The 24562-nt window shown below is 43.7% G+C and carries 22 protein-coding genes and 1 riboswitch; of the genes, 12 read left to right on the top strand and 10 right to left on the bottom strand.

Annotation, left to right across the window (positions count from 1 at the left end; translation table 11 throughout):
- Positions 1 to 12 precede the first annotated feature (12 nt).
- From FGL37_RS01520 to FGL37_RS01500, 5 genes are all read left to right on the top strand, one after another.
- A complete protein-coding gene (locus tag FGL37_RS01520) occupies positions 13 to 1272 on the top strand; it encodes an NAD(P)/FAD-dependent oxidoreductase (RefSeq protein WP_028070065.1) in 1260 nt (419 codons plus the stop codon).
- Positions 1273 to 1290: 18 nt separating this feature from the next.
- Entirely contained in the window at positions 1291 to 3063 is a 1773-nt protein-coding gene (locus FGL37_RS01515) for a DUF885 family protein (protein ID WP_197734440.1), read from the top strand.
- A 12-nt stretch (positions 3064 to 3075) separates the two neighbouring features.
- Positions 3076 to 4515 (top strand): APC family permease, encoded by a 1440-nt coding sequence (locus tag FGL37_RS01510; protein WP_081817874.1) that lies wholly within the window; start codon positions 3076 to 3078, stop codon positions 4513 to 4515.
- 36 nt (positions 4516 to 4551) lie between these two features.
- Positions 4552 to 6798 carry a S9 family peptidase gene (locus FGL37_RS01505; RefSeq protein ID WP_028070067.1) on the top strand — a complete coding sequence of 749 codons (2247 nt, stop codon included), beginning with the start codon at positions 4552 to 4554 and terminating at the stop codon, positions 6796 to 6798.
- A gap of 64 nt (positions 6799 to 6862) precedes the next feature.
- On the top strand, positions 6863 to 9922 hold the full coding sequence (locus FGL37_RS01500) for a beta-L-arabinofuranosidase domain-containing protein (RefSeq protein ID WP_028070068.1): 3060 nt from the start codon (positions 6863 to 6865) through the stop codon (positions 9920 to 9922).
- 157 nt (positions 9923 to 10079) lie between these two features.
- Here the strand turns inward: FGL37_RS01500 and FGL37_RS01495 are convergent, their stop codons facing one another.
- Complete coding sequence (locus FGL37_RS01495) at positions 10080 to 10553, bottom strand: helix-turn-helix domain-containing protein (RefSeq protein ID WP_037533338.1); 474 nt, start codon at positions 10551 to 10553, stop codon at positions 10080 to 10082.
- A 1608-nt stretch (positions 10554 to 12161) separates the two neighbouring features.
- On the opposite strand from FGL37_RS01495, the gene FGL37_RS01490 reads away from it, so the two are divergent.
- The 3 genes from FGL37_RS01490 to FGL37_RS01480 all read left to right on the top strand — a co-directional run bounded on the left by FGL37_RS01490 (position 12162) and on the right by FGL37_RS01480 (position 14489).
- Positions 12162 to 12974 (top strand): RNA polymerase sigma factor, encoded by an 813-nt coding sequence (locus FGL37_RS01490; protein ID WP_028070069.1) that lies wholly within the window; start codon positions 12162 to 12164, stop codon positions 12972 to 12974.
- Between the two features lie 9 nt (positions 12975 to 12983).
- The gene (locus FGL37_RS01485) at positions 12984 to 14084 is read left to right on the top strand and encodes a hypothetical protein (RefSeq protein ID WP_197734439.1); all 1101 of its coding nucleotides are present in this window, start codon (positions 12984 to 12986) and stop codon (positions 14082 to 14084) included.
- A gap of 99 nt (positions 14085 to 14183) precedes the next feature.
- The gene (locus FGL37_RS01480) at positions 14184 to 14489 is read left to right on the top strand and encodes a hypothetical protein (protein ID WP_028070071.1); all 306 of its coding nucleotides are present in this window, start codon (positions 14184 to 14186) and stop codon (positions 14487 to 14489) included.
- A 95-nt stretch (positions 14490 to 14584) separates the two neighbouring features.
- On the opposite strand, the gene FGL37_RS01475 is transcribed toward FGL37_RS01480, so the two are convergent.
- Complete coding sequence (locus tag FGL37_RS01475) at positions 14585 to 14848, bottom strand: 5-oxoprolinase (RefSeq protein WP_028070072.1); 264 nt, start codon at positions 14846 to 14848, stop codon at positions 14585 to 14587.
- Between the two features lie 64 nt (positions 14849 to 14912).
- Positions 14913 to 15007: riboswitch (SAM-I-IV-variant riboswitch) on the bottom strand.
- 179 nt (positions 15008 to 15186) lie between these two features.
- Between FGL37_RS01475 and FGL37_RS01470 the strand changes: the two genes are divergently transcribed.
- Positions 15187 to 15951 carry a DUF3050 domain-containing protein gene (locus FGL37_RS01470; protein ID WP_028070073.1) on the top strand — a complete coding sequence of 255 codons (765 nt, stop codon included), beginning with the start codon at positions 15187 to 15189 and terminating at the stop codon, positions 15949 to 15951.
- Between the two features lie 132 nt (positions 15952 to 16083).
- Here FGL37_RS01470 and FGL37_RS01465 read toward each other — a convergent pair whose 3' ends face one another.
- Positions 16084 to 17376, bottom strand: a complete 1293-nt coding sequence (locus FGL37_RS01465; RefSeq protein WP_028070074.1) for a serine hydrolase domain-containing protein — start codon at positions 17374 to 17376, stop codon at positions 16084 to 16086.
- 197 nt (positions 17377 to 17573) lie between these two features.
- Here FGL37_RS01465 and FGL37_RS01460 point away from each other — a divergent pair, with 197 nt between their 5' ends.
- Positions 17574 to 18098 (top strand): DinB family protein, encoded by a 525-nt coding sequence (locus FGL37_RS01460; protein ID WP_028070075.1) that lies wholly within the window; start codon positions 17574 to 17576, stop codon positions 18096 to 18098.
- Positions 18099 to 18161: 63 nt separating this feature from the next.
- On the opposite strand, the gene FGL37_RS01455 is transcribed toward FGL37_RS01460, so the two are convergent.
- On the bottom strand, positions 18162 to 18650 hold the full coding sequence (locus FGL37_RS01455) for an HAD family hydrolase (protein WP_232048611.1): 489 nt from the start codon (positions 18648 to 18650) through the stop codon (positions 18162 to 18164).
- Positions 18647 to 18853 (bottom strand): HAD family hydrolase, encoded by a 207-nt coding sequence (locus tag FGL37_RS25660; protein ID WP_232048610.1) that lies wholly within the window; start codon positions 18851 to 18853, stop codon positions 18647 to 18649. Before FGL37_RS25660 ends, FGL37_RS01455 begins: the two co-directional genes overlap by 4 nt.
- Before the next feature lie 75 nt (positions 18854 to 18928).
- On the opposite strand from FGL37_RS25660, the gene FGL37_RS01450 reads away from it, so the two are divergent.
- Positions 18929 to 19492, top strand: a complete 564-nt coding sequence (locus FGL37_RS01450) for a Crp/Fnr family transcriptional regulator (protein WP_028070076.1) — start codon at positions 18929 to 18931, stop codon at positions 19490 to 19492.
- A gap of 47 nt (positions 19493 to 19539) precedes the next feature.
- On the opposite strand, the gene FGL37_RS01445 is transcribed toward FGL37_RS01450, so the two are convergent.
- Positions 19540 to 20289: a hypothetical protein gene (locus FGL37_RS01445; protein ID WP_138096649.1), complete on the bottom strand. Its 750-nt coding sequence runs from the start codon at positions 20287 to 20289 to the stop codon at positions 19540 to 19542.
- A 217-nt stretch (positions 20290 to 20506) separates the two neighbouring features.
- Here FGL37_RS01445 and FGL37_RS01440 point away from each other — a divergent pair, with 217 nt between their 5' ends.
- Entirely contained in the window at positions 20507 to 21616 is a 1110-nt protein-coding gene (locus tag FGL37_RS01440; protein ID WP_160169491.1) for a serine hydrolase domain-containing protein, read from the top strand.
- Between the two features lie 38 nt (positions 21617 to 21654).
- On the opposite strand, the gene FGL37_RS01435 is transcribed toward FGL37_RS01440, so the two are convergent.
- From FGL37_RS01435 to FGL37_RS01420, 4 genes are all read right to left on the bottom strand, one after another.
- Positions 21655 to 22128, bottom strand: coding sequence for a GNAT family N-acetyltransferase (locus FGL37_RS01435; RefSeq protein ID WP_028070079.1), 474 nt, complete (start codon positions 22126 to 22128; stop codon positions 21655 to 21657).
- A 60-nt stretch (positions 22129 to 22188) separates the two neighbouring features.
- Positions 22189 to 22551 (bottom strand): DUF4180 domain-containing protein, encoded by a 363-nt coding sequence (locus FGL37_RS01430; protein WP_028070080.1) that lies wholly within the window; start codon positions 22549 to 22551, stop codon positions 22189 to 22191.
- A gap of 25 nt (positions 22552 to 22576) precedes the next feature.
- Positions 22577 to 23362 (bottom strand): class I SAM-dependent methyltransferase, encoded by a 786-nt coding sequence (locus FGL37_RS01425; protein WP_051606896.1) that lies wholly within the window; start codon positions 23360 to 23362, stop codon positions 22577 to 22579.
- Between the two features lie 249 nt (positions 23363 to 23611).
- On the bottom strand, positions 23612 to 24508 hold the full coding sequence (locus FGL37_RS01420) for a LysR family transcriptional regulator (RefSeq protein WP_028070082.1): 897 nt from the start codon (positions 24506 to 24508) through the stop codon (positions 23612 to 23614).
- Between the last annotated feature and the right edge of the window lie 54 nt (positions 24509 to 24562).

The raw sequence follows: 24562 nt of genomic DNA, 5'->3' as shown, positions 1-24562 counted from the left end.
AACAGTAAGAAAGTGTCAACACATCATAAAGGAAAGGTAGCGATTATCGGAGCAGGTATTGCGGGGCTGTCCACGGCCTATTATTTGGTAAAAGACGGCTGGGAAGTTATTGTTCTGGATAAAGGAAGCGGTCTGGACAATTGTTCTTATGGCAATGCCGGAATGATCGTGCCGAGTCATTTTACTCCGCTTGCGGCACCGGGTATTGTCGCGCAGGGGATCAAGTGGATGTTGGACAGCAAGAGTCCATTCTATGTGCGCCCTACACTCAATCTGTCACTGATCGATTGGGGACTGAAATTCCTGAAGCATGCCAATGAACAGCATGTCAGCCGGAATGCCGAAGCTATCCGGGATTTAAATCTGGCTAGCAGCAGGTTGTACGATCAGTGGAAAGCGGATGAGCAGTTTGATTTTGAACTTCGTCAAAACGGAATTATGATGCTTTATAAATCAGAGCATGTCGAACACGAAGAAGCTGAACTGGCAGAGAAAGCGAAAAAGCTTGGGCTGGCGGTCGAAATATATGATGCGGCCGGCATTCAGGCGTTAGAACCGCATCTCAGAATAGAGACACGTGGTGGTATCCTCTACAAATGCGACGGAATCATGTATCCACCGAAACTCATGAAGGAACTGACCCAATATCTCCATGCACAGGGTGTGAAATTCCACTACGAAACGGAAGTCAATGGATTCCGAACTGCCAGCAAAAAGGTGCTTAGCGTCGTCACTGACAAAGGCAATTTTGAAGCCGATGAAATTGTTCTTGCTGGGGGAGCCGCCTTACCGGCCTTGGCTTCGAAGCTGAATTTAAAATTGCCACTAATGCCCGGTAAGGGATATTCATTTATGCATAGTCCCGAGGAAGGTACTTCCCTGATACATGCCGCATTATTGCTAGAGGCCCGGGTGGCAGTGACGCCGATGAATAACCAGATCCGTTTTAGTGGAACCATGGAGCTTGGGCCAGCCAATAATAAGATCTACCCAAATCGGGTGAAGGGGATTGTCGAAGCTATTCCAAAGTACTTTCCCGATCTGAAGGTGAATTACCCGCAAGATATCTGGTATGGCTATAGGCCCTGCTCCCCCGATGGATTGCCTTATTTGGGGCGTGCATCCAGATACAGCAATGTCAGTATTGCCGGCGGCGGTGGTATGATGGGCCTGAGTTTGGGCCCTGCTTTCGGTAACGCAGTGGCAGCCATACTTTCGGGGCGGACCACCGAAACAGATGTATCTGCTTTTAGCCCTGATAGATTTCAATAACGCTTGACATAAACTTAAATGATGATAAAACCCGACCTTAAACGAAAGCCATGTATAGGTATGATCATACTTTGTATGGTATTTCCGGCTACAGTGAATGCGCAACATATGGATTTGTATCAGCACACCACTCCGGTGGAACCCCTTATCATAGAGTATCAGAATGACCTGGAGGCAGTGAACTACTTTTATGGTCCGATGCCAAAGGGCTGGCGATCTCAGTCTGTGAGTCCCTCTCCCGAGCAGATGGAACGATTAATCCGTCTCGACAATGCTTATCTGGCCAGATTAAAAGCATTTGATTATAAACGGTTAAATACCAATGGGCAGGTGGACTATATCCTCTTAAACCGGAAGATTCTTCGTCATCAGGAAGAACTAAAAGAGGAGATGGAGCGCTACAAGAAACTCAAATCTTACCTCCCGTTTGCGGACAGCATTTTCGGGTTCGAACAAAAGCGCAGGCGCGGTACTTCTGTTGAGGGGAGAGCGATCGCCGCAATGTTTGAGCAGGTCCGTGGATCCGTACAGCAGGAGAGACAAAAGCTGTCACAGAAGCCGGCGATTGATGCGGATGATGTACGTTATCTGACCGGTATGATCGAGTCCCTGCAAACCCGTTTGCAGAGCTCATTTGATTTCTATAATGGCTATGATCCAATGTTTACCTGGTGGGTTCCCAAATCTTATGAAGGACTTCATGAAGCCTTGGCTAGCTACCAAGAGGCCCTCAACGCCAAAAGTAACTGGAAGGTGTATGACGACGGCAGCAATATCGGCGGGAGACCGATCGGGAAGATCGCGCTCAATAAAAAGCTGAAAGATGAAATGATTGCCTATGATGCGGAAGATTTGTTGAAGATTGCAGATAAAGAGTGGAAATGGTGTGTGGCGGAGCTATTAAAGGCATCCCGGGAAATGGGGTATGGCGATGACTGGAAAGCAGCGCAGGAAAAAGTCAAAAACGCTTATGTGCCGGTGGGTAAGCAGCCTGATCTGATCAATGCGCTGTACGACAGAGCTCAACAATTTATCAAGAAACATCAGCTGATGGATATTCCGGATCTGGCGGATGAGACCTGGGGAATGATCATGATGACTCCGGAGCGGCAACTGGTGAACCCATTTTTTACAGGAGGCCGTGAGATCAGCATTTCATATCCGACCAATACGATGAGCTACGATCAAAAGATGATGAGCATGCGGGGAAATAATCCTTATTTCTCCTTGGGGACGGTGCAGCATGAACTTAATCCCGGCCATCATCTGCAGTATTTTATGAATAAAAGATATAAACCCTACCGGGAGCAGAACTTCAATACACCGTTTTGGACAGAGGGGTGGACCTTGTATTGGGAATTGCTGTTGTACAGACTTGGATTTGCCCAAACGCCTGAGGAGCGTATTGGTGTCCTGTTTTGGCGGATGCACCGTTGTGCACGTATTACATTCAGTATCAAATTTCATCTCGGTGAATGGACGCCCCAGCAATGTATTGATTATCTCGTGAACCAGGTGGGGCACGAACCTGCAAATGCGCACGGTGAGGTCAAACGATCTTTTGAAGGATCTTATGATCCCTTATATCAGCTGGCTTATATGATAGGAGGGCTACAGCTGCTGCGGCTCAGCGACGAATTGGTAGGCGGAGGCAAGATGTCCTACAAACAATTTCACGAGCGCGTAATCAAAGAAAATTACATGCCGATGGAAATGTTGCGGGCGATACTGACTGAGCAAGATCTCAATCCTCAGCATCAGGCCGTATGGAAGTTTTACACGTTTGATTAACCATTGATCAGAATGATGAGCACAAAAAAAGAGAATCAGGAATTTAAAAAATCGCTGGGTCTGTTGGATGCAACGATGCTCGTGGCTGGAAGCATGATCGGATCGGGGATTTTCATTGTATCATCAGATATCGCCCGCAATACAGGCTCAGCAGGCTGGCTGATGGTCGTCTGGCTGATCTGTGGTTTTATGACTTTGGCTGCTGCGCTGAGTTATGGCGAACTGAGTGCGATGTTTCCCAAGGCTGGCGGGCAATATGTCTATCTGAAGGAAGCTTACGGACCTGTGGTGAGTTTCACGTTTGGATGGACATTTTTCGCGGTTATCCAGACCGCGACGATTGCAGCTGTGGGGGTAGCGTTTTCAAAGTTCACTGCCTACCTATTTCCAGTGCTGGATGAAGATGTGTATCTGCTGGAGGTAGGCAGCTATCATGTCTCCTCGGCTCAGGTATTGGCCATAGGCGTTATCTTATTGCTCACATTGATCAACACAAGAGGTGTGCAAAATGGTAAAACTTTACAGACCATCCTTACCCTGATAAAAATACTAAGCTTAATTCTGCTGGTGCTATTCGGGTTTGCTGCTTTTGATTCCGATGTATGGAATCAGAACTGGTCGGCAGCGACCCGCTGGGATTTGCATCGGTTGAATGCCGACGGCTCAACAGCCGGTTACTCCCTTTTTGGGACCTTTGCAGCGATGTCTGCCGCATTAGTTGGGGCGCTGTTCAGCAGCGACTCTTGGCATTCTTCGTCTGCAGTGGCTGGCGAAATAAAAAATCCGCAGCGCAACATCGGGTTAAGTCTGGCGCTGGGGACTGTGATCGTGACAACCATCTATATTTTAACCAACCTGATGTACACAGGAGTATTGACCATGGAACACATGGCAAGCGCTCCAAAAGATCGGGTAGCCATGGTCGTGGCACAGCAGATATTTGGTCCTTTAGGTATCGGTATTCTGGCAGTGATGATCATGATCAGTACGTTCGGATGCAACAATGGGCTGATTTTGGCAGGTGCCCGTGTCTACTATTCCATGGCCAACGATGGTCTGTTTTTTAAAAAAACGGGGCGATTAAACCATAAGGCAGTGCCAGCGTATGCACTGTGGCTACAGGGGGGCGTTGCTACGATTTGGTGCCTGACAGGAAAGTACGGCGATCTGCTGGATATGATCACTTGTGTCGTCGTTATCTTTTATATGCTGTGCATAATAGGTATTTTTCTGCTTCGCCGAAAGCGACCGGACATTCCAAGACCCTATAAAGCTTTCGGTTATCCGCTGATTCCCGCGCTATACATTCTAATGGGCCTGTCTTTTATTGTCCTGCTTGTGATCTATAAGCCTCAATTTACCTGGCCGGGGATTATTATTACCCTGCTGGGAATTCCATTATATTATGTAGTGAGGCGCAGCAGTCATTTAACCCATTCCAATGAACATTGAAGTAAACAAACATACAGTAACGACTAAGAAATAACTATGAAACTGAAATTAATTGCAGTGTTATCGTTTATGCTCTGCCAATTGGCTATCATGGCTCAGGGGACTTTGGAGGATTATAAACGGGCTAAAGAAATACGGGAGACGTTTGCCAAGATTTATGGCATACCCCAGCAGATTCTTTGGTCTGAGAAAGGGCAGAGTTTTAGCTACCGTACCACGGCTAAAGGTGGACGGTCCATGTTGCATATCGTCGACGTGGTTTCGCAGAAAAAGCAGGCTACCGACGTTGGCGAGATTGAGAAACAACTGACTGCCGAACTCGGCTCCGCAGTCAGACTAAGCGGATATTGGGGCAGGGGGACAAAGGTGCTGAACGCAAATGAAATCGAATTTGTGGAGCAGGGCATAAGCTGGACGTGGAATGCATCTGCACAAAAACTGACTCGGACGGGGAAGGCCAAAGAAAATGATTTTGATCGTAGAGGTGGATCTTACTGGGGCATGCGCCGTGATGACAGCAAAGGGGAGGCGGTGGATTCTCCCGATAAGGTATATACTGCTTACATCAAGAACAGCAATGTTTACGTAAGTAGAAAAGGGGACGCAAAGACAGAGAAGCAGCTTACTTTTGACGGCAGTCCGGGCGAGTATTACATGGCTCGTATCCAATGGTCTGCAGACTCCAAGAAAATTGCCGTTTCAAAAGTGCGCAAAGCAGAGGTAAGACAGTTAACTCTGCTGGAATCGTCTCCTGTCGATCAGCTGCAGCCAAAATTGCAGACACGGGACTATGTTAAGCCAGGTGACGCTTTGCCGCAATATTATCCAGCGATCATCTGGGTGGAAGATGGTAAAATATTTCCTGTGGATCCGATGAGGGTCGCCAACCAGTTTACTTTATCCGAATTGGCATGGCGTCCAGACAACAATAGTATCACCTTCGAGTATAATCAGCGTGGACACCAGCGTTATGATATTATGGCGCTCAGTGCAGTGGATGGCAAGACCAGCGTGGTGATTTCGGAGACCAGCCCCACCTTTATTGATTATAGCAGCAAGAAATACAGACATGATTTACAGGAGACAAAAGAGATCATCTGGGCCTCCGAACGCGATGGATGGAACCATCTTTATCTTTTTGACGGAACAACCGGCAAATTGAAAAAACAGATCACCAAAGGACAATGGGTAGTACGCAAAGTGGTGCATGTGGATGAAGCAAAAAGAAAAATAATTTTTGAAGCGAGCGGCATGAAAGAAGGTGAAGATCCCTATCTGATTCGTTATTACTCCATCGGTCTGGACGGGAATGGTCTTAAAGAGCTAACGCCCGAGCTGGCAAACCATCAAGCCACCTTCAACGGGGATTACAGCCTGTTTGTCGATGTGTATTCGACGGTAAACCAAGCGCCTACGTCAGTTCTGCGTGATGCTGCTGACGGCCGGATTCTCATGGAATTGGAAAGGACCGATATTAGTGAACTGGAAAGCACAGGCTGGAAAGCCCCTGAAGTCTTTTCGGCCGTGGGGAGGGATGGTAAAACCGATATCTGGGGTATTATTGTCCGGCCCCGAAACTTTGATCCAAATAAAAAGTATCCTGTGATCGAATACATTTATGCCGGGCCTCACAGTTCATTTGTTCCCAAAAGTTTTTCTGCAAACCCTTCGGGAATGTACGAGCTGGCTGAATTGGGCTTTGTTGTCGTGCAGATCGATGGAATGGGAACTTCCAACAGATCCAAGGCTTTTCATGATGTGGCCTGGAAAAATTTAAAGGATGCCGGCTTTCCGGACCGTATTGCCTGGATAAAGGCTGCAGCTTCCAGATATCCCTATATGGATATACAACAGGTAGGCATTTATGGCACATCGGCCGGGGGACAGTCATCGACGGCAGCACTGCTCTTTCATCCTGATTTTTACAAAGTTGCGGTATCCTCCTGCGGATGTCATGACAACCGGATGGATAAAATCTGGTGGAATGAACAATGGATGGGCTGGCCGATAGGACCGGAATATGCTGCGTGTTCAAATACCGAAAACGCATACCGCCTGGAGGGTAAGCTGATGTTGATAGTGGGCGAACTTGATGACAACGTGGATCCAGCTTCAACTTATCAATTGGTCAATCAATTGATCAAGCACGGTAAAGATCATGAGTTTATCATGGTACCCGGCATGGGGCATTCTTCTGGCGGTGATTTTGGAGAGAAAAAACGAAGAGATTTTTTTGTCAAGCATCTACTAGGTGTCAACCCGCCGGCATGGAACCTTTATTAGGACAGTGAGGGGGGCCGATTACACTTTTCAAGTTTTATATATGTGTACAAATTTTTATAACGATATGAAGATATACAAATTGCTTATACGTACTATTGTCCCGATATGTTACCTGTGCGGAGCATTATCTTTTGGCCATGCCCAGAGCGGGGATCAGATTTTGGACGGCATCGGCGAAACAGAAATGGTTGCACGGTATCTGTTTAAAGGAGACTTAAAAGATTGGTCGAGAAATAATCTGCACGCCAGGCATGGTTCTCTACCGAAATTCGTCAACGACCGCCGGTTCGGAAAGGTCCTGTCGCTTTCTGGAGAGCACAATGATTATGTGATCATTCCCGGAGATGCGCTGACCGACATGGAATCTGTAAGTATATCTGGGTGGATTTTCTTACGATCAAATAAAATCAATCAGCGTTTTTTTGATTTTGGGAAGGACGCCGACAGTCATTTTTCGGTTGCTCCGATGGGAGTAACTGAACAAAAGGGTTATCATGCGCTGATCACGGCTGGCCGGGCAAATACAAAAGCTGCCGTCTCTGCTGCGATCGACCTGAACAAGTGGATATACCTGACCATTGTAGTCGATATCCCTTCACAATCGTTGACCACTTATCTCGACGGCAAGCCCGTAGGAAAAAGCAACGATATACCTAAAGAGCTAATAGATGTATTTGGCACGTCTTCTGGCGGGACAAAGCAGCTATATATTGGAAAGTCCCTTCTATCCGGAGACCCCAATTTGGATGCCATGATACGCGACTTTCGTATATATAGGGTCCCCCTTACTGAGAATCAGGTCGCAGGCATTTTTCAAAGTGCCCAGCGGGGTAACCGGACGGCGGTAAACGTACGGGATACGGAAGGAGACCTTCCGAGCTTTCCGTTGACACAATCACAGCTTTACAATGCCTATTTACTTTCAGTTTCGGATGTGGAGGTCGAGACTGGTATCGGTGAGCTGCCGAGGCTGCCAAGTTTCGTAAACGGCACCTACAAAGATGGAATGAAGGGGCCAAAAGTACGTGTGTTATGGCCTTCGCCAAACGATAATAGCACGGTATTGGATGCTGGACGCTACACGGTGATGGGTCGTATACCCGGCACAGATCTCCAAGCCAAGGCGATTGTTACCGTAAGAGGAGCGAAGAAATCGACAGCACCAAGTGCTAAGCTTGAACCCTTTGACTTAAGTCAGGTCTCTTTGGAAGCGGATGAACAAAATCAAAAGACGAAATTTATAGAAAATAGAGATAAGTTTATCCGGACCTTGTCAACAACCGATCCGAACTCTTTTCTTTACATGTTCCGCAATGCGTTTGGTATAGCCCAGCCTGCGGGAGCTAAACCCTTAGGTGTGTGGGATAGCCAGGATACCAAGCTCCGCGGGCATGCTACAGGACATTACCTCACTGCTATCGCCCAGGCTTATGCCGGCACGGCCTATGATAAGGAGCTCCAGCAGAAGTTTGCGGATAAAATGACCTACATGGTCAATACACTGTACGAGCTTTCCCAGTTGTCCGGCAAACCTAAAACACCCGGGGCTGCTGCCGTTTCAGATCCAGCCAAAGTACCACCGGGGCCCGGTAAGCAGGAGTATGATTCGGACCTGAGCGAGCAGGGGATTCGGACAGATTATTGGAATTGGGGGAAAGGTTTCATCAGTGCTTATCCTCCTGACCAGTTTATCATGCTCGAAAGAGGGGCTAAATATGGTGGACAGGCAAATCAGATCTGGGCACCATACTATACCTTACACAAGATTTTGGCAGGCCTAGTGGATGTATACGAAGTGAGTGGCAACAAAAAAGCACTGGAGATTGCCGAAGGTATGGCAGACTGGGTGCATGTCCGCTTGAGCCGGCTGCCCAAGGATACGCTGATCAACATGTGGAGTACCTATATTGCAGGTGAGTTTGGCGGTATGAACGAAACTATGGCACATCTATATCGTATCACGAAGCAGGACAGATACCTGAAGACCGCACAGATGTTTGATAACATCGATGTGTTTTTTGGCGATGCACAGCGTACACACGGGCTGGCGAAGAATGTGGATACATTCCGTGGATTGCATGCCAATCAGCATATACCCCAGATTGTGGGCAGTATCGTGATGTACGATGTATCCAACATGCCCGAATATTATAAGGTGGCGGACAATTTCTGGTACAAAGCAGTCAATGATTATATGTATAGTATCGGCGGCGTGGCGGGAGCCCGCAATCCGGCCAATGCTGAAGTGTTTACTGCCGAACCTGCTACCCTGTATGAAAACGGTTTTGCGGCGGGGGGACAAAACGAGACCTGTGCCACTTATAATATGTTGAAATTGACTGGTAATCTGTTTCTTTTTGACCAGCGAGCAGCGTATATGGATTACTATGAGCGCGGACTGTATAACCATATTCTGGCGTCGGTAGCCGAGAATACGCCTGCGAATACCTATCACGTACCCCTACGGCCCGGCTCAGTCAAACAGTTTGGCAATCCGGATATGACGGGGTTTACCTGCTGTAATGGTACGGCCATAGAAAGCAGTACGAAACTTCAGACTGCCATCTATTACAGGAGCAAAGATGATAAGGCACTTTATGTCAATTTGTTCATCCCATCAACCTTAAACTGGACGTCGCGTAATGTCACCATTGAGCAGATGACGAGCTTTCCAAAAGACGACCACAGCAAACTTAAAATAAACGGGAACGGACATTTTGACATCTTTGTTCGCGTACCGGGCTGGGCGACCAAGGGGTTTGATGTCAAGATCAATGGCAAAGCCGAAAATGTGAAGGCTCAGCCAGGTACGTACCTCAAATTGAGCCGCACTTGGAAAGATGGTGATGAAATCGTCGTACACATGCCTTTTCAGTTTCGTCTGGACCCTGTAATGGATCAGCAAAATATTGCAAGCTTGTTTTATGGACCCATATTGTTGGCGGCTCAGGAACCGGCCGCAAGGAAAGACTGGCGGAAAGTCACTCTAGATGCGGAAGATCTTGGCAAAACTATTCAAGGAAACCCTAAGGAGCTGAACTTTACGATCGACGGCGTTCACTTTAAGCCCTTTTATGATACCTATGGACGGCATTCGGTGTATCTGGACGTCACCTTAAAATAGCATCGCTATTTGTGTTGCCACCCTATTTCTGCGCATTAGCCGCAGTGTGATGGGCTTTATTATTCACAAGAATACACACAACAAAAGACAACATCTCGAAGTGTTGTCCTTTGTTGTGTGTTCCCACCGATGATTGCCGCGGGCAGCATTTCAAAAGCTATTTTTTCTTTCGATATACCTTGTAATTACCAAGTTTTTCATATTCAAGCGTTCCTTCTTGGCAATAACTGCCGAGGTAAACAGAGAAGCGATTACTTTGATCCTTATCTGCTTCCATGTGCTGGATCACATCCGAAACACGCCTTGGCGTTTCAAAAAAATCGGAATGGTAAACCAGTTCGTCCAGTTCTTTGGTCAGCGCAATTCGTCGTTTGGATTCAGGCGGTATACTAAAGGGTGGGGTTAGCGGTATGGGATTGTTGAATACGGCCTGCGGTTGTACTTGCAATGCTCGGCAGATGAGAATAAAATTGTTGAGCGAAGCCCCCTTACCACGCTCAATAGCAGCTATAGTATTGGTCGTTAATCCTGTCATATTAGCGATATCTTTCAGCGAATAATATAATTTCTCGCGTTGTTTACGCAACTGCTCACCTATTTCCTTAAGTATTTGTTCATTGATCTCTGCCATATACAAAAGGAGAATTTATTTGCGTATATAATGAATAAAAATATTTGTGTTTTTATTTGCGCAAATAATTTTAGTTTTTTATCTTTGTTTCAAAGATAGCCGATAACTAAATATGAGCCGCTGTAGCGACATTGATTTACTTGCATCTTTGGCGTTGTATCGGAAGCAAAATTTATTAAATGAGAAAATTACGTATTAAAAATATTGTCAGGTCACCAGAATAAAATTGGATAAATTTTATAGACCTGTATCTCGCATCCTGTGTTAGTGACAACTATTTAGCCTTGTATTTACCATTCAAAGCACAGGATTTTAAATAAATAATTCGTTGGAATGAGTAACTGACTCCTTGGCGGAGCTAGGATTTATTTGCGCAAAAAAGAAGTGATTTTTTTGGCTGATATAAACGTTCTTTGACTTATTGGTATTGAATACTATATGGAGGTATCTTGTGATGCCGTAGGGTGAGCGTAAAAGGCGACTCACTAAATACCCTTTATAAAATAAAGAAATTCAGATGCTTGTGTGGCGTTTTACCTTCGACCTATCGTCGTTGTTGATGATCAGTTTTTTAGGAGGTGTGACCCTGTTGATGGTCCCAAGATGAAGGGTATACACAACGAGTCTATAGCTTTTCTAAATTCCTTTATGCTGTAGATGATCACAAAATATAGGGTATACACAACGAAAGTCCATCGCCGCGATTGCTCTGTAGGCCTGTTGGTAATCACAAAATGTAGGGTATACACAACCTGTCTGCTACACAAATGAAGAGTCCTTTGGCTGTAGATGATCACAAAATATAGGGTATACATAACGGTACCACCTTAAGCTGTCTTAAGGCGCAGCTCTTCGGTAATCATAAAACTAGTGGTAAAATAGGTATGTTTTCTATCGATCCAGCGTTTTGAAAAGAAGTGAGAGAATTTTCAAAAATGATATACTGAGGCATCTTGTGATGCCGTAGGGTGAGCGTAAAGACGACTCACTAAATACCCTTTATAAAATAAAGAAATTGAGATGCTTGTGTGGCGTTGTACCTTCGACCTATCGTCGTTGTTGATGATCGGGTATTGATAGGTTGTATCCTTTTGGTAATCAGTATTGTCGGGTAGACAAAACGTATCTTTGTTTTAGAAAAAAATTAGATCACCTGTTAGTAATCACAAAATGTGGGTATACACAACAAATTAGCATTTAATTCTTTAAACAACACCTGTTGGTAATCACAAAATGTAGGGTATACACAACTGGTCGAACTCCTAGCGATTTACCTGGACACCTGTTTGTAATCACAAAATATAGGGTATACACAACTGAACAAAAAACAAACTCGGTACCAACGGCTGTAGATAATCACAAAATTTGGGGATATGCAACTAACTTAAAAGCGATTTCGGGAGAACTATAATTGTTCAGTTTGGTGTCCAAGTAGGCCACTGCTGATAACCATTAGGTCCAAGGGCAGTAGCTGGTCTTCCATTCAATACCAATACGTTTTATAAGAACATAACCAGTATACTTAGCCAGGCTCTGGTGCAAAAAAATCCAACAAACGCGCTGGAGCGGTCATAAGTGAGTGATGTATTGCTAACCTTATAACTGATTATGAACGTAATTCGACTAAACAAAGACATTAAAAACGCAATTAATAGCCTTCGTCAGGGTAACGAAAAAGGGCTGAAGTTCTTTTATCAAAAGTTCTACGACTACTTCTTTTTCCGCGCGCAGCGTGCCACGGATGATGACTGCGCGGGAGAAAGCATAGCGCAGGAGGCATTCCTGCGGCTCTGGCTGTTTCGAGAAAACATACACTCCGAAGCCGAGGTGCTCGACTTCTTAAAATCGCAGGTGAAATCCGCAATCCATGCGTTTTACCAAAAATCACGCAATAGGTTTCATCGTAGCCTGCTCCGCCTGGACGGCATCGAGGATTATCAGGAATTTATGCTGAGTTATGAACCGGAGGAAGAGCAGGAGGAAGACCTTGTCTATATCGAACAGTTGGAGCTGGAAAAGAAAAAAAAATTAGAACAACTGCATGCCATCCTGCCCAACCTCCACACGGATCAGCAGCTTTTTATCCGCCTTTGTCTCAAATATAGTTTTAACTACGAACGCATAGCGTATTACATAGGAGGAATTTCAGACTATGAAGTGAGTTTAAGGGTAGAGAAAACAATTGATTTCCTGCGTTCCATTGTGAATAGCGAGGAAAAAATGAACCTTATCGCCAAGCCTGTGGAATTTAAGTTGAACTGCGAAATGACTGAAGAAGAAGCGGAGGTCTTCCGTATGCGCTATGAACTGCAATATTCCTTTGACAAAATTTCCGAAGCGCTTAAGCTGGATGGAGGGCAGGTACGGACCTTATTTATCAATGCACACGCCAAGATTAAATCAGCAAAGAAAATAGCATAAACAAATGATATGAATATGGCTAGCGAAACCATGGTATTGACCCGCAAGATACAGGTATTTGTGGATTGCGATGATAAAGAAAAAAGATCAGCATATTTTAAGCAGCTCTTCGAATGGCAGGATATCGTCTTCCGTGGTGCCAATATGGTCATCACGCATCAATATATTCAGGAGAATCTAAAAGATCTGATCTATCTGCATGATGATGCCAAAATAAAACTAACCGATCAGGCAAAAGATCCGGAAGGCATATTGACGACCTCCCGCATGAACAGTACCTATAAGGTATTGTCCAGCTATTTTAAAGGGCGGATCCCAACAGAAATCTTATCGCAGGTAAACACGGCCTTGATCAAGTATTTTCAGGCCGATCGGCTCGCGTACTGGAAGGGAGAAAAGTCACTTCGTAATTATAAAAAGGATATGCCGATTCCCTTTCCCGGCAAACAGCTTAATTTTACTAAAGATGAGAATAATCGAGATTTTAGATTCACATTATTCAAAATACCGTTTCGCACCTACCTGGGTAAGGATCGGTCAGACAAAAAAGTGTTGCTCCAGCGTGCACTGGTCGGACAGATCAAGGTCTGTAGCAGCGCGATCAAGATCGTCAAAGGCAAAATTTTTTTGCTTCTGGCGCTCGAGCTTCCCAAGAAAATTCAGGAACTAAAAGATAATATTATCGCTGAGGCTTCACTATCTATCGAACATCCTATCTCCGTGGTCATCGGTAAAGATTCTTTTCAGATTGGAAATAAGGAAGAGTTTACCTATCGTCGTATGGCCATTCAGGCCGCAAGACACCGACTGCAAAAAGCGGCTGCCTTTAATAAGGGCGGGAGAGGTAGGAAACGGAAGATGAAAAGTTTAGAACACTATAACAAAAAGGAGAAAAACTATGTAGATACAAAACTTCATTTGTATAGTCGAAAATTAATTGAGCTATGTGTCAAAGCTCAAGCGGGTACCCTCTTACTGGTTAATCAATCCAGTAAGGAAGAAATGGCAAAAGAAGATCAATTCTTGTTGCGCAACTGGAGCTACTATGGGTTAATTGAAAAAATTAAATATAAAGCCAAAATGGTCGGTATTCACATTATCGTCGAATAAGCTTGGTTTAGGTGTTCCAGACATAGATTATAGGCTTGAAATGTCCCAGTACAGCTCGATTATTTGGTATTGTAATATATTTTTTGTATATTGCTGGTTATGAGTTTTAAAGAAAAATTAGAGAACTGGCGTACGTCAATCAATTGCGCCGGAAGTGGTGAGGAATTGTATATTTTGCTTTTGAACTACAAAAAGTTTATCAACAAAAATTGGATGGACGATTTTGGTGATCCCGGTAACTGGAAAGCCGAGTTAAATCAGGTCATCAGCAAAGTAAGAAAGAAAGTGGATGTGGCAAATATCCGTGATTGTCAGGATCTATCGTCCTATAAGGACGATGCCCGACAGACTGCTCATTCGCTCAATCATACCTTAAAGTATCATCACTCGTTGACAAAAGGGTAGGCTAGGCCTACCTTTTTTTGTTGGTCAAAAGTGCTATAAAGATATTATAGCTGTTTTCACATCTTTTGAAATAGCTTTTTCATATGCTGGTATTCTCATTGTAAAGGAATCAGCACATTTTGTTCCAGACGTACAGGAACATGTTTGATTGACGTAAAACCGTCTTCTTTGGTGACAATATTAGAAAGGTCCAAACCCCGTTTGGAAAATGTACTGAGTAAAGCAGTCCGAAAGGCAGCTTTAGATGAACCCCAACCTTGCCCCACAACCACATCATTGTTGAGCTGTATGAGTTCGTCCAGGGAATAATAACTGAACTTTTCAAGTAAATGCTGATAAAGGTTTGCTGTTGTAGCCATACAATCTAAAAATTTAAAAGATTAAACCATAAACTGTATCCAGATTTGTGGGGAAATAAGCGTCATCAAACGTTTATTTTGGTCGAAAACCCGTATTAATTTACCACCGCGGTGTCTGCACTCGGTTGGTATTGCATAATGCAATTCTGAATACTCTATAAAATTAGTAGATTTTTTTGGTTTAAAAAAATTAATACAGTATTTTTTTAAATTTATGCTTTATATTCTCATTTCATTGACCGTTTGGTTGACAATAGGTTTTAAGTCAGCTTTATCATGTTACTGTAATCTCACCGAAAATACTTTAAAAAGCAATGATAAGACGATACTTTTGCGGCATGAATAGAATTGCGGAAATTAACCAATACATCGCGGCTGAACGCGAAGTATTATTGCAGCACCCTTTATATACAAAGATCACAACGGTCAAGAGGCTTTGTGCTTTTACAGAGGGGCACGTCTATGCGGTATGGGATTTTATGTCTTTGCTAAAAGCCTTGCAGATAAAATTGACATGTACAACGTTACCCTGGTTTGCAAGCGAGCATCCGTCGACGCGTTATTTGATTAATGAAATTGTATTGACTGAAGAATCTGACGAATATATCGATGGCCGCCGTTTAAGTCATTTTGAGATGTATCTGGATGCCATGAGTAAAATGGGCGCTGATCTGCACCTGATCAATAAGTTCATCGTCAATGCAAAGCAGTCCAAAAATATTTTTGAGGCTATCGCGCAGACAACTTTGGACAAGCGCATTAAAGACTTTCTTAATTTTACCTTTGAAGTGATCGAAGAAGGACAGGTTCACAAAATTGCCGCTGCCTTTACTTTTGGCAGGGAAGATCTTATTCCGGGGATGTTCACCTCGATTTTGCAAAAACTAAAAGGCAACTTCCCTGAATCAGATCTGGATCACTTTATCTACTATTTTCAACGCCACATTGATCTGGACGGAGATGAACATGGCCCGCTGGCGATGCAGATGATCACTGACCTCGGTAAAGACAATGATCAGATCTGGCACGAAATGAAACTGGTAAGTAAAGCGGCGCTCCAAAAACGGATTGAGCTCTGGAACGCCATAGAAGATTCCTTATAATTGGGAATCTTCTATCATTTAACCGCCTGTGTAAAGAAACTGTTTATAATATACTGACGTTGTCGCGACAGACCCACGTGATGAGTGGGCAAAAAGCCGCTGTAAATTTACCTCCGAACGTAGGAGAACATTTCACTTTTTCAATAGATAATCGGCTACGGCCTGATAAGCGGGCAGAGAATACTTATCATTAGCCGAATTGGACGCTATGGGATGGGAAGCGAATCGAACGATGACCATTTCCGCTTTCGGATCGATGTAGATCGTCTGTCCATGGACGCCGCGCGCGCAGAACGCACCATCCTTGTTGTGGCTCACCCACCACATGTTTTTATAACTCCAATGCTTCAGATTGGTATAGCCTGCCTTTTCAAAAGCGGCCTGACTTCCGCCCGAACGGATAGATTCGACTACTTTCTTTGCGAGAATCTGTTTTCCGTTAAAATAACCTCCATTGCGTACCATCTCGCCAAACATGGCCATATCACGCAAATTCGCATTAAAACCGCCACCTGCGAAACATATACCTGCCGCATCGATTTGATAATATCCATCCACATTGGCCCCCATAGGTTGCCAAACTTTTTCGGATAGGATTTCAGACAGGGGTTTATTTAATATGCGGGATATCATCCAGCCCATCACATCAGTATTGACTGTTTTATATCCAAATGCCTCACCATGCTGGCCTTTTTTTCTAACTGTTTTCAAATAATCGAAATAGTTTGCGGGCTCGTGAGGAGATCTTTGGAGCTGGAATGGATCGCCTGCTTTAGAGAAGGCCCATATTTCAGCTTTGGGGTCAGCATAGTCCTCGCTGAAGTCTAAGCCTGTGGTCATATCCAGTACCTGACGTATAGTCGCATCAGCAAAAGCTGAATGTTCGAGTTCGGGCAGGTAATCCCGACAATACTTGTTTTCATCCAAAAGACCCTCCGCAACGAGCTGGGCTGCTAGTGTGCCTGTCAAAGTTTTACTGACGGACATCGCGGCATGTACGCCACGCTGGGTCAATGCACCGAAATATTTTTCATAAATAATACGCCCCCGATGTAAGATAATAATACCATCCGTATAATTTTTTTGCAGTGAGGCTGCCCAATTGATTGTTTCTGCTTCTCCAAGGGGTTGGAAAATGATGTTATCTATGGCCGGGTCCTCCGTCTTCGAAAAGGTATAGCGGTCAGCCCTGGCAGAAGCAACGACTTTGGTGGGGAAGAACTGGCGCATATGGCATACACTATAGCGTAACGCCGGAAACTTAAAAAATGTGCCGTCCAAAGCCGAAATGATGCGATCCTGCGACGGTGGAAATCCCTGCATCCAGCCGAGTTTAACAGGGTCGGAATCTGCAGCGGATGGAAATTCTTGTGCCCGGCTTATTTGTATCAGGAGCGGCAGAATGAATAAGATGGCTTTTTTCATAATTATCTAAATTGGCAATACGTTAAAAATAAATTATGTGAAACACTTATTTATATTTATAAGGAGAAAAGCCCATGTATTGTTTTATTTACTTATAATAAAGTGCGTCTTTTCTTGCCATACGACAAGTACAGCATGCGTTAAATCAGCTAATTTTGAAAAGAATCAGACGCATCGCGTCTTTAATGCTATGAACCATGGATAAACCAACATCAACAAAGCTAGAAGTCATTATTCCTGCATACCGGATGCACAGTCAAAGTTTTATCAATGTGCTGGACGGTATTTCGGAAGAGCATGCACGCCAACGTATTAACGGACAGACCAACCACATCGTGTGGATGGCCGGTAATTTTGTCAATGTACGTTATGGGATTGCATATGTCCTGGGGCTTCAGGAAGAAGATCCCTATCACGACTTATTTTTTATGGGTAAAACCTTGGACGAACAGTTTCAGTACCCCAGTTTAAAAGAATTGAAGGATAGCTTTTATGCCATTTCACCCAAAGTTTATCGCCGCTTACTCGAGGTGGATGATGCGGAACTGGCCGCAATTTTCAAAATCGATATGAACATCCCTTTTGTTGAAGAGAATAAGCTCAACTTTATTGGCATGTGCATAGGGCGGCAGGACTATCTTTGTGGCCAGATGGCGCTGATGCGGCGGATTCTCAACTATCCGGGAATGAAATACGAAATGAACGAAAATATAACCTACTAGAATCCTGATAGCATAAGCCGGCGTTTTGCGTATAGGACACTAGCTTATGCTACCAATAGCTCCTTACTTCAGATAAGGCAAAACTTCATCGACACGTCGAAGGGCAATAAAGCGTTCGTTTTTTATATTCAGTTCATGCTGTTCATGAGCCCAGGTAATGTGGTAAGGGATGTGAACGCCAAAACCACCGATTTGGAGTACTGGAAGGATGTCTGATCGAAGGGAATTGCCGAGCATCATAAACTGATCGGGCGGACAGTCCAGATGTTTGAGTAATTTATAATAGTCTTTTTCGTTTTTATCACTCATGATTTCGATATGATGAAAATAATCTTCCAATCCCGATTTTTTTAACTTCCGTTCTTGATCCAGTAGGTCGCCTTTAGTAGCAACAACCAGTCTATAATGATCCTTTAACTGTTCAAGCGTTTCAGTGACACCCGGAAGTAGCTCAATGGGTTTCTGCAATAAGTCATGTCCGATGGCAATAATTTGATTAACAATTGGAATGGAAATCGTATGCTCTGAAATTCGACTGGCAGTCTCTATCATACATAATATAAAACCCTGATGCCATAACCATACAGGCACAGGTTTTTCATTTCGGTAGCGAAAAGTTCCTGTGAGACCGTATGCTGTGGTAGGTAGTTTTCTAAAAGCCTGCAAAATTGTCTTTCTGCTTCCTGAAAATAGGATTCGTTAGCCCATAAGGTATCGTCTGCATCGAATGCGATAGTTGTAATCGTATTTTTCATTTTTACTTTTGTATTTTTATCATGCGAATTTCAGAAAAGGAGGTTCGCGGAAAAAGGACATTTGTCCCACGGGCTATGTTAAGAACAAATCAGTCATTTTTAGATCGCGCTAAGCAACTTTACGACCAGCAGGAGCGGAAGGACGTTATCGTCGTTCGGCATTACCGCAAAGGGCAGCATTTATTCCATCAAGATGAGCCGTCCACGAAAGTTATGGTCATCAGTAGGGGGATTGCCAAATGTTATTTTACGGAGGCTAATGACAAGGCCTATATCGTGGAGTTTCTTTCGACAGGAGAGATTGTAGGAGAGATTGAGTGTATACGGAACATTTCATGTTTATGCAGTGTTCAAGCGATGACCGAAGTAACTGTTTATGCGTTTTCCCTGCCCTATTTCCGATCCTTGCTGAATCAGGACATTGTGCTGAGCAATAAATTGCTCGAAGTGATGGCACAACGTATTGTTCAAACTTCTAGCCGCGCATCCTACCAGCAGTTATATACCTTGGCACACAGTTTAAGCCGTTTATTGCAGATGCAATCCCAGTTGCGAATCACGATCTCCAAAGAGGATATGGCTGCATATTTGGGTATTTCTGTACGAAGCTTAAATCGGGAGTTAAACAAAGTGCACTAATGGTGTAATCTGTTGCCTGCATCGCACTGCAGGCAACAGATGAGATTTTATTCACTGCCTTTAACCGTACAGATGACGCCGCTATATTTATCGTGGTCTGGGCCGATATAGATTAGATCTACGCTTTTCTTATTGGTTTCCTGCAACTGATCCCGCAGTAGCTTTAAATCTATTTTCTCTATTTTTTCGTTCCAGTCACTGACAGCTTGCGGTTTGATGGATGCCATATGTGCCATGTCAAATAGTGCATGTTCTGTATCTAATTTTTTGGATCGTTGGACAAATAATGTGTCCCCGGCTATTTTATTGATCTTTATCCACCCAGCAGGAACGCCATCGATACCTTCAGCATTGCTGTTTGTGAAAAATGTTGCCGCATACAGTTGGCCCGCGCTTAGATGCTGCAGCTGTTCAAATAGTCTTACGGTTTCCTGCTTACGCTGCTGATTGGCCATTTTATTCTTTACTCCGTAAATGGCAGCCCAAATTAAAATGCCGGCAAATACAAGAAGGAAGCCCTTCCAAAGCTGAAAGTAAGGGATCGCATGCTCTTTTTTAAAGGATTTGATTTCGGCCTTTAGTTCATCAGAATACCTGCGGGCATGGATCAGTTTGCCATGCTCATCGTACAATCTTGAGATTTTGACCATCCCACCGCCAAATGGCATTCCGATAAATTTTCGGGCCGGAGTAATGATCTGCAAGGTAAAGTTTCGGCTCTCGTTTTCCTGTTTTAAGGTTGTTGTAATCTTTTTTTCGGCTAGTACAAAGTCGTAAATACTGTAAATGAATAACATAGTTTTGTGATTTTTCTGAAGCCCCATACAGGGGAGGACAAAAGTAAAAAGAATTAATGAAAACTTTGGCGAAGCTGGCAACTATGGTCCAAAGTTGTCTTGAAATATTGGAAGAAAATTAATTAAATTACCAGCATTCTACTATTATCTTATAAATACAAAGATGGATATGAATAAAGGGTGTATCGGGATATACTTAAAACTGAGTTTGTTGTTTATGATTGTAACAAAGTCCGTGCTGGGACAGGAAATAGATCAGTCTGCCCTGGACAAAACATTGCAGAAATTCTATTCTGACAGCAGCGCTCCGGGGATTGCTGTCCAAATTAGTCAAGCTGGTCTGATGAAGTATCATTACGAAACAGGGGTGGCGGATATGAAAACTAAACAAAAAATTACGCAAAATACCCATTTTCGTATGGCATCTGTCAGTAAACAGGTAACAGCACAGGCTATATATAATCTATTCGAACAAGGAAGACTTAAGCCAACAGACCCTTTGCCCCTCTTTTTTAGGGACCTTCCGGTGGCTCTGCAACATATCACTGTCGGACAACTGCTGCAGCATAGTTCAGGTATAATAGATTATGAAGAATTGATACCAGAGGCGCGTACCGTCCAGGTGTCGGACGCGGATGTGCTGGAATATGTTAAGCAAGCAAATCATGGTTATTTCCCCGCCGGTAGCCAGTTTCGGTATAGTAATACGGGATATTGTCTGTTGGCTTTAATTGTAGAGCAGGTATCAAAAATGTCTTTTGCTCAGTTCGTTAAAGATCAGCTCTTTGATCGTATAGGTATATACGGCGGCACAGTGTATAGCGAAGATGTTGACATTCCTGAGCGCGCCTTTGGCTATCACCAAACGGGGAAAAGCTTTGGTTTTGCAGACCAAAGTGTAACGAGTGCAACCCAAGGAGATGGGGGAGTTTATTTTTCCAGTTCGGCCTATCACCAGTGGGCTAATTATTTGCTTCAAAAACGTTTTCAGGATCTTCATTGGAAAGATTTGCTCTGTCACGGAAGCATGGTGGTAAGGGATGGCATCGCCTACGGTATGGGCTGGTTTGTAGCTCCTGCGGGGACTAATAAGATTTTCTTTCATTCGGGGGAATCTACTGGTTTTCATAACATCGTGTATATAGACCAACAAAAGAGGCTTGTTGTCACCTTATTTAGCAATCGCGATGATCTATTGATTGCAGATGCATTTGATTCGCTGCTGGGCGTCCTCAAAATCGAAAAGCCATTTGAGGCAATGGGAAACAATCAAACCTTATTTGGATGGCTTAATGCTGTGTACGCAAACCAGGAAGGAGAACACTGACCTTTTTCTTTTCGAGAGGAAAGTTAAGTATTTTGCGGCTATGTTCGTTTTAAGATCAGCTTTTCTGTCGGAACGTCATCTTCTACACCGAGGAAAAATGATTCAAATCCAAATTTAACCAACAATGCTCTAGAGGCTGCGTTATCCGGATCTATGATACCTACAATATCTTTTTGAGCATTAATGCGGCTAGCCATAGCAAGCATAGATTCGCAGATTTTGGTGCCAATACCTTGTCCCCAGAATCTTTTCTTAAGCAGATAGCCAATTTCGAAGACGCTAGGGTCTTTTTTGTAAGACACTAATTTGCAGTCTCCCAAAAAAAGTTGCCTATCTAGGCTGATGACCTTAAAATAGCCTAAGTGTGGGGTTGCATTGATTTCAAGAATGGCATTAAATTTATCTTCTGCCTGCTTCGAGGTCAGGCCCTTACCTGAAATATATCGCATGATTTCATCGTCCTTCACTAACTCTCTAAACATGTGGAAGTCTGGGGGGGGTGTATTTTTCAAATGCTAATTCCATATAAGTAGTAAAATATGTTCCTAACGCCAAGTTTTAAGCTACAGTTCTTATGAACGTGTCAGCTTCCTGATCGCTTCGTCCCGTGTAGCAACAAAGTTGATCTTTTTACGTTTGTTGCTTTCAAAAATAAAGTCATTCAAGCTTTTGCTATTGTAGCGTTCAAAGTCGCCGACAATCGCAATATCAAAATCATATAGCGTGTATTTTTGAAGAATATCGCCTGCCAGCCGGGTTTTGAGCTCAAAGAAATCTGGAGAGATATTTTCCTGATAGAGTATTGCTTTGTAAGCCTGAACTCCACCGCAATCCGCCATAATCTGTAGACCGTCTTCAAGATCTTTTAAAAGTATACCGTCACCGCTTACTTCAGCGATATGTTCGTCGTTGAGTTTTAGAATATCGATTTTCATAGCTGGGTGGGATTTTGAAATTGATTTATAATTTTGATTGTACATCATTCATTTTTAGCGTCATAGATATAGCATCGGTTTGAATCCAGGCAGCATATTCATCGATTGCTTTTAAACGGAGCTCATCTGAAATATATCCTTCTGTTACCATTTGTTTCGATTGTGCGACTTTGATCCAGATACCCAGATTGGTTTCGAAATGCTCCTCCCCGCGGGTGTAAGTCTGATCAGCGTTGATTATTTCCACTGCTGTAAAACCTTGTTGGTACAACAGCGGTGCAATTTCATCGGCGACACGGTTATTCATACCGGCATCTTCACGCCATCGAAGAAAAGTCTGATAAAATTCGAGCATGCTTGCCGGCGGTTCTGGATCCCATTCGATCTCCGTATGATTGTAGTCAAGGATAGAAAGCTGGCCATGGGGCTTTAACCATGATTTAAACTGCCGTAGCGCCTTTGGAATATCCCTTAACCACTGCATAGTACGTGCGGTCATTATCAGATCAAATTGATGGGGTGGCTGGTAGTTGAATATATCATCGCAAATCAGCGTAAGATTGTTTGTCCCACCATATTGCCGACTGCCATCAGCGATAAAAGCCTCCGTGTTATCCAAACCGATCACAGGACCAGGGGCAATACGAGAAGCAACCTCATTGGAAAGTGTTCCTGTGCCGCAGCCAACATCCAATACAGTCAACCCGGGCTTCAACAGGGGCAGAATGGTGCGATAATCACGGACCAGTGTCCGTCTCTCAAATATTTTATTCGCCTGCTGATCTTTTCTATCAATAAATTTTTCTTTCATGGGACTGATTTAGTCTGTTATAAATATAACTTTTTAAATATAAACTAAGCTTTTGTCACTCTATATTTTTATAGTTTTATATTGAAGGTATACTTCATTCCCATGTATGCCTGTCACAGATAAATTTGCCGATTTTACGTCCAACGAATCAACATATAACTTGCGTAACTATCTGATGTTTCGTTATTGTCTGGTGATAACCATTGACCGTGATGCTTGAGCAACGCTTTTACGCGCAGCAATTGAAGGTTACCATTTTTCCTGAAGGAGCACTTCCAGTTGTTTAATTTCCTCTTGATACATGGTTTTCTTCCTCGTACCAAAATATAGAATGTTTTCCACAGGCGAGATGCCCTCCCAGACCAGTTTAATTTTCCCCGTCGCGATGGCCTCAGCACATAAAAAATCGGGTACAATGGAAAATCCCTTATTATTGCTCAAACAGCGTATAATGGAGCTGATATTCGGAACAATGTAATTGGGACTGAAGTCCGGATGTTCACCAAAATGAGTTGACCAAAAATTCTTTAAGTGGTCCATGTCCGCTGCCGTACTATACCAAAGTTGTTTTTTCAAAAGCTGCGCCGCGCTTTTGATAGCGCCACTTCCTAGCAAACCTTCTAATTCAGCGGTATCGGTTTCATTGCCCGCGATCAGCACAATCCGTTCCTTGGAAAATGGGCGGTACTGTAAGTTTTGCTGGTTGCCTTTTTGCGGTGTTATGATCAGGTCTAACAAACCATTATCCAAATCCTGCTGCATTTGGGGATATTCGCCAAACTTGATAATTAGGTTAAATGGTAGCTGCGCGATATGCTCTTCAAGCGTATATTGAAAAGTTTCGAAACACATGCCAACACTGACCGTGATACGCTCATCCAAAGCACGTTTGTGGAAATGCTGCTCGCCCGTTTCCAGCTTTTTCAGCGGCTCAATTACATAATTATATAATATTTTACCCTTCTCCGTTGGTACCATTTTTCTCGCAGAGCGATCAAAGAGTTTATGTCCTGTAAAGGCTTCCAACGAATTCAGGTGAAGGCTTACGCCTGGCTGCGATATAAACAGCTCCTGTGCAGCAGCTGACAGTGTGCCAGTTTCATAAATTGATTTGAACGTCCGCAACCATTCTAAATTCCACTTCATGACTATAATTTTAATTATACAAATATACAATTTAAATTATTTGTATGATCTAAA

Source organism: Sphingobacterium thalpophilum (assembly GCF_901482695.1).
In the GTDB taxonomy this organism is placed as follows: Bacteria; Bacteroidota; Bacteroidia; order Sphingobacteriales; family Sphingobacteriaceae; genus Sphingobacterium; species Sphingobacterium thalpophilum.
Note: the sequence above shows the minus strand (reverse complement) of the source record. Positions and strands in the feature narration are given on the sequence as shown.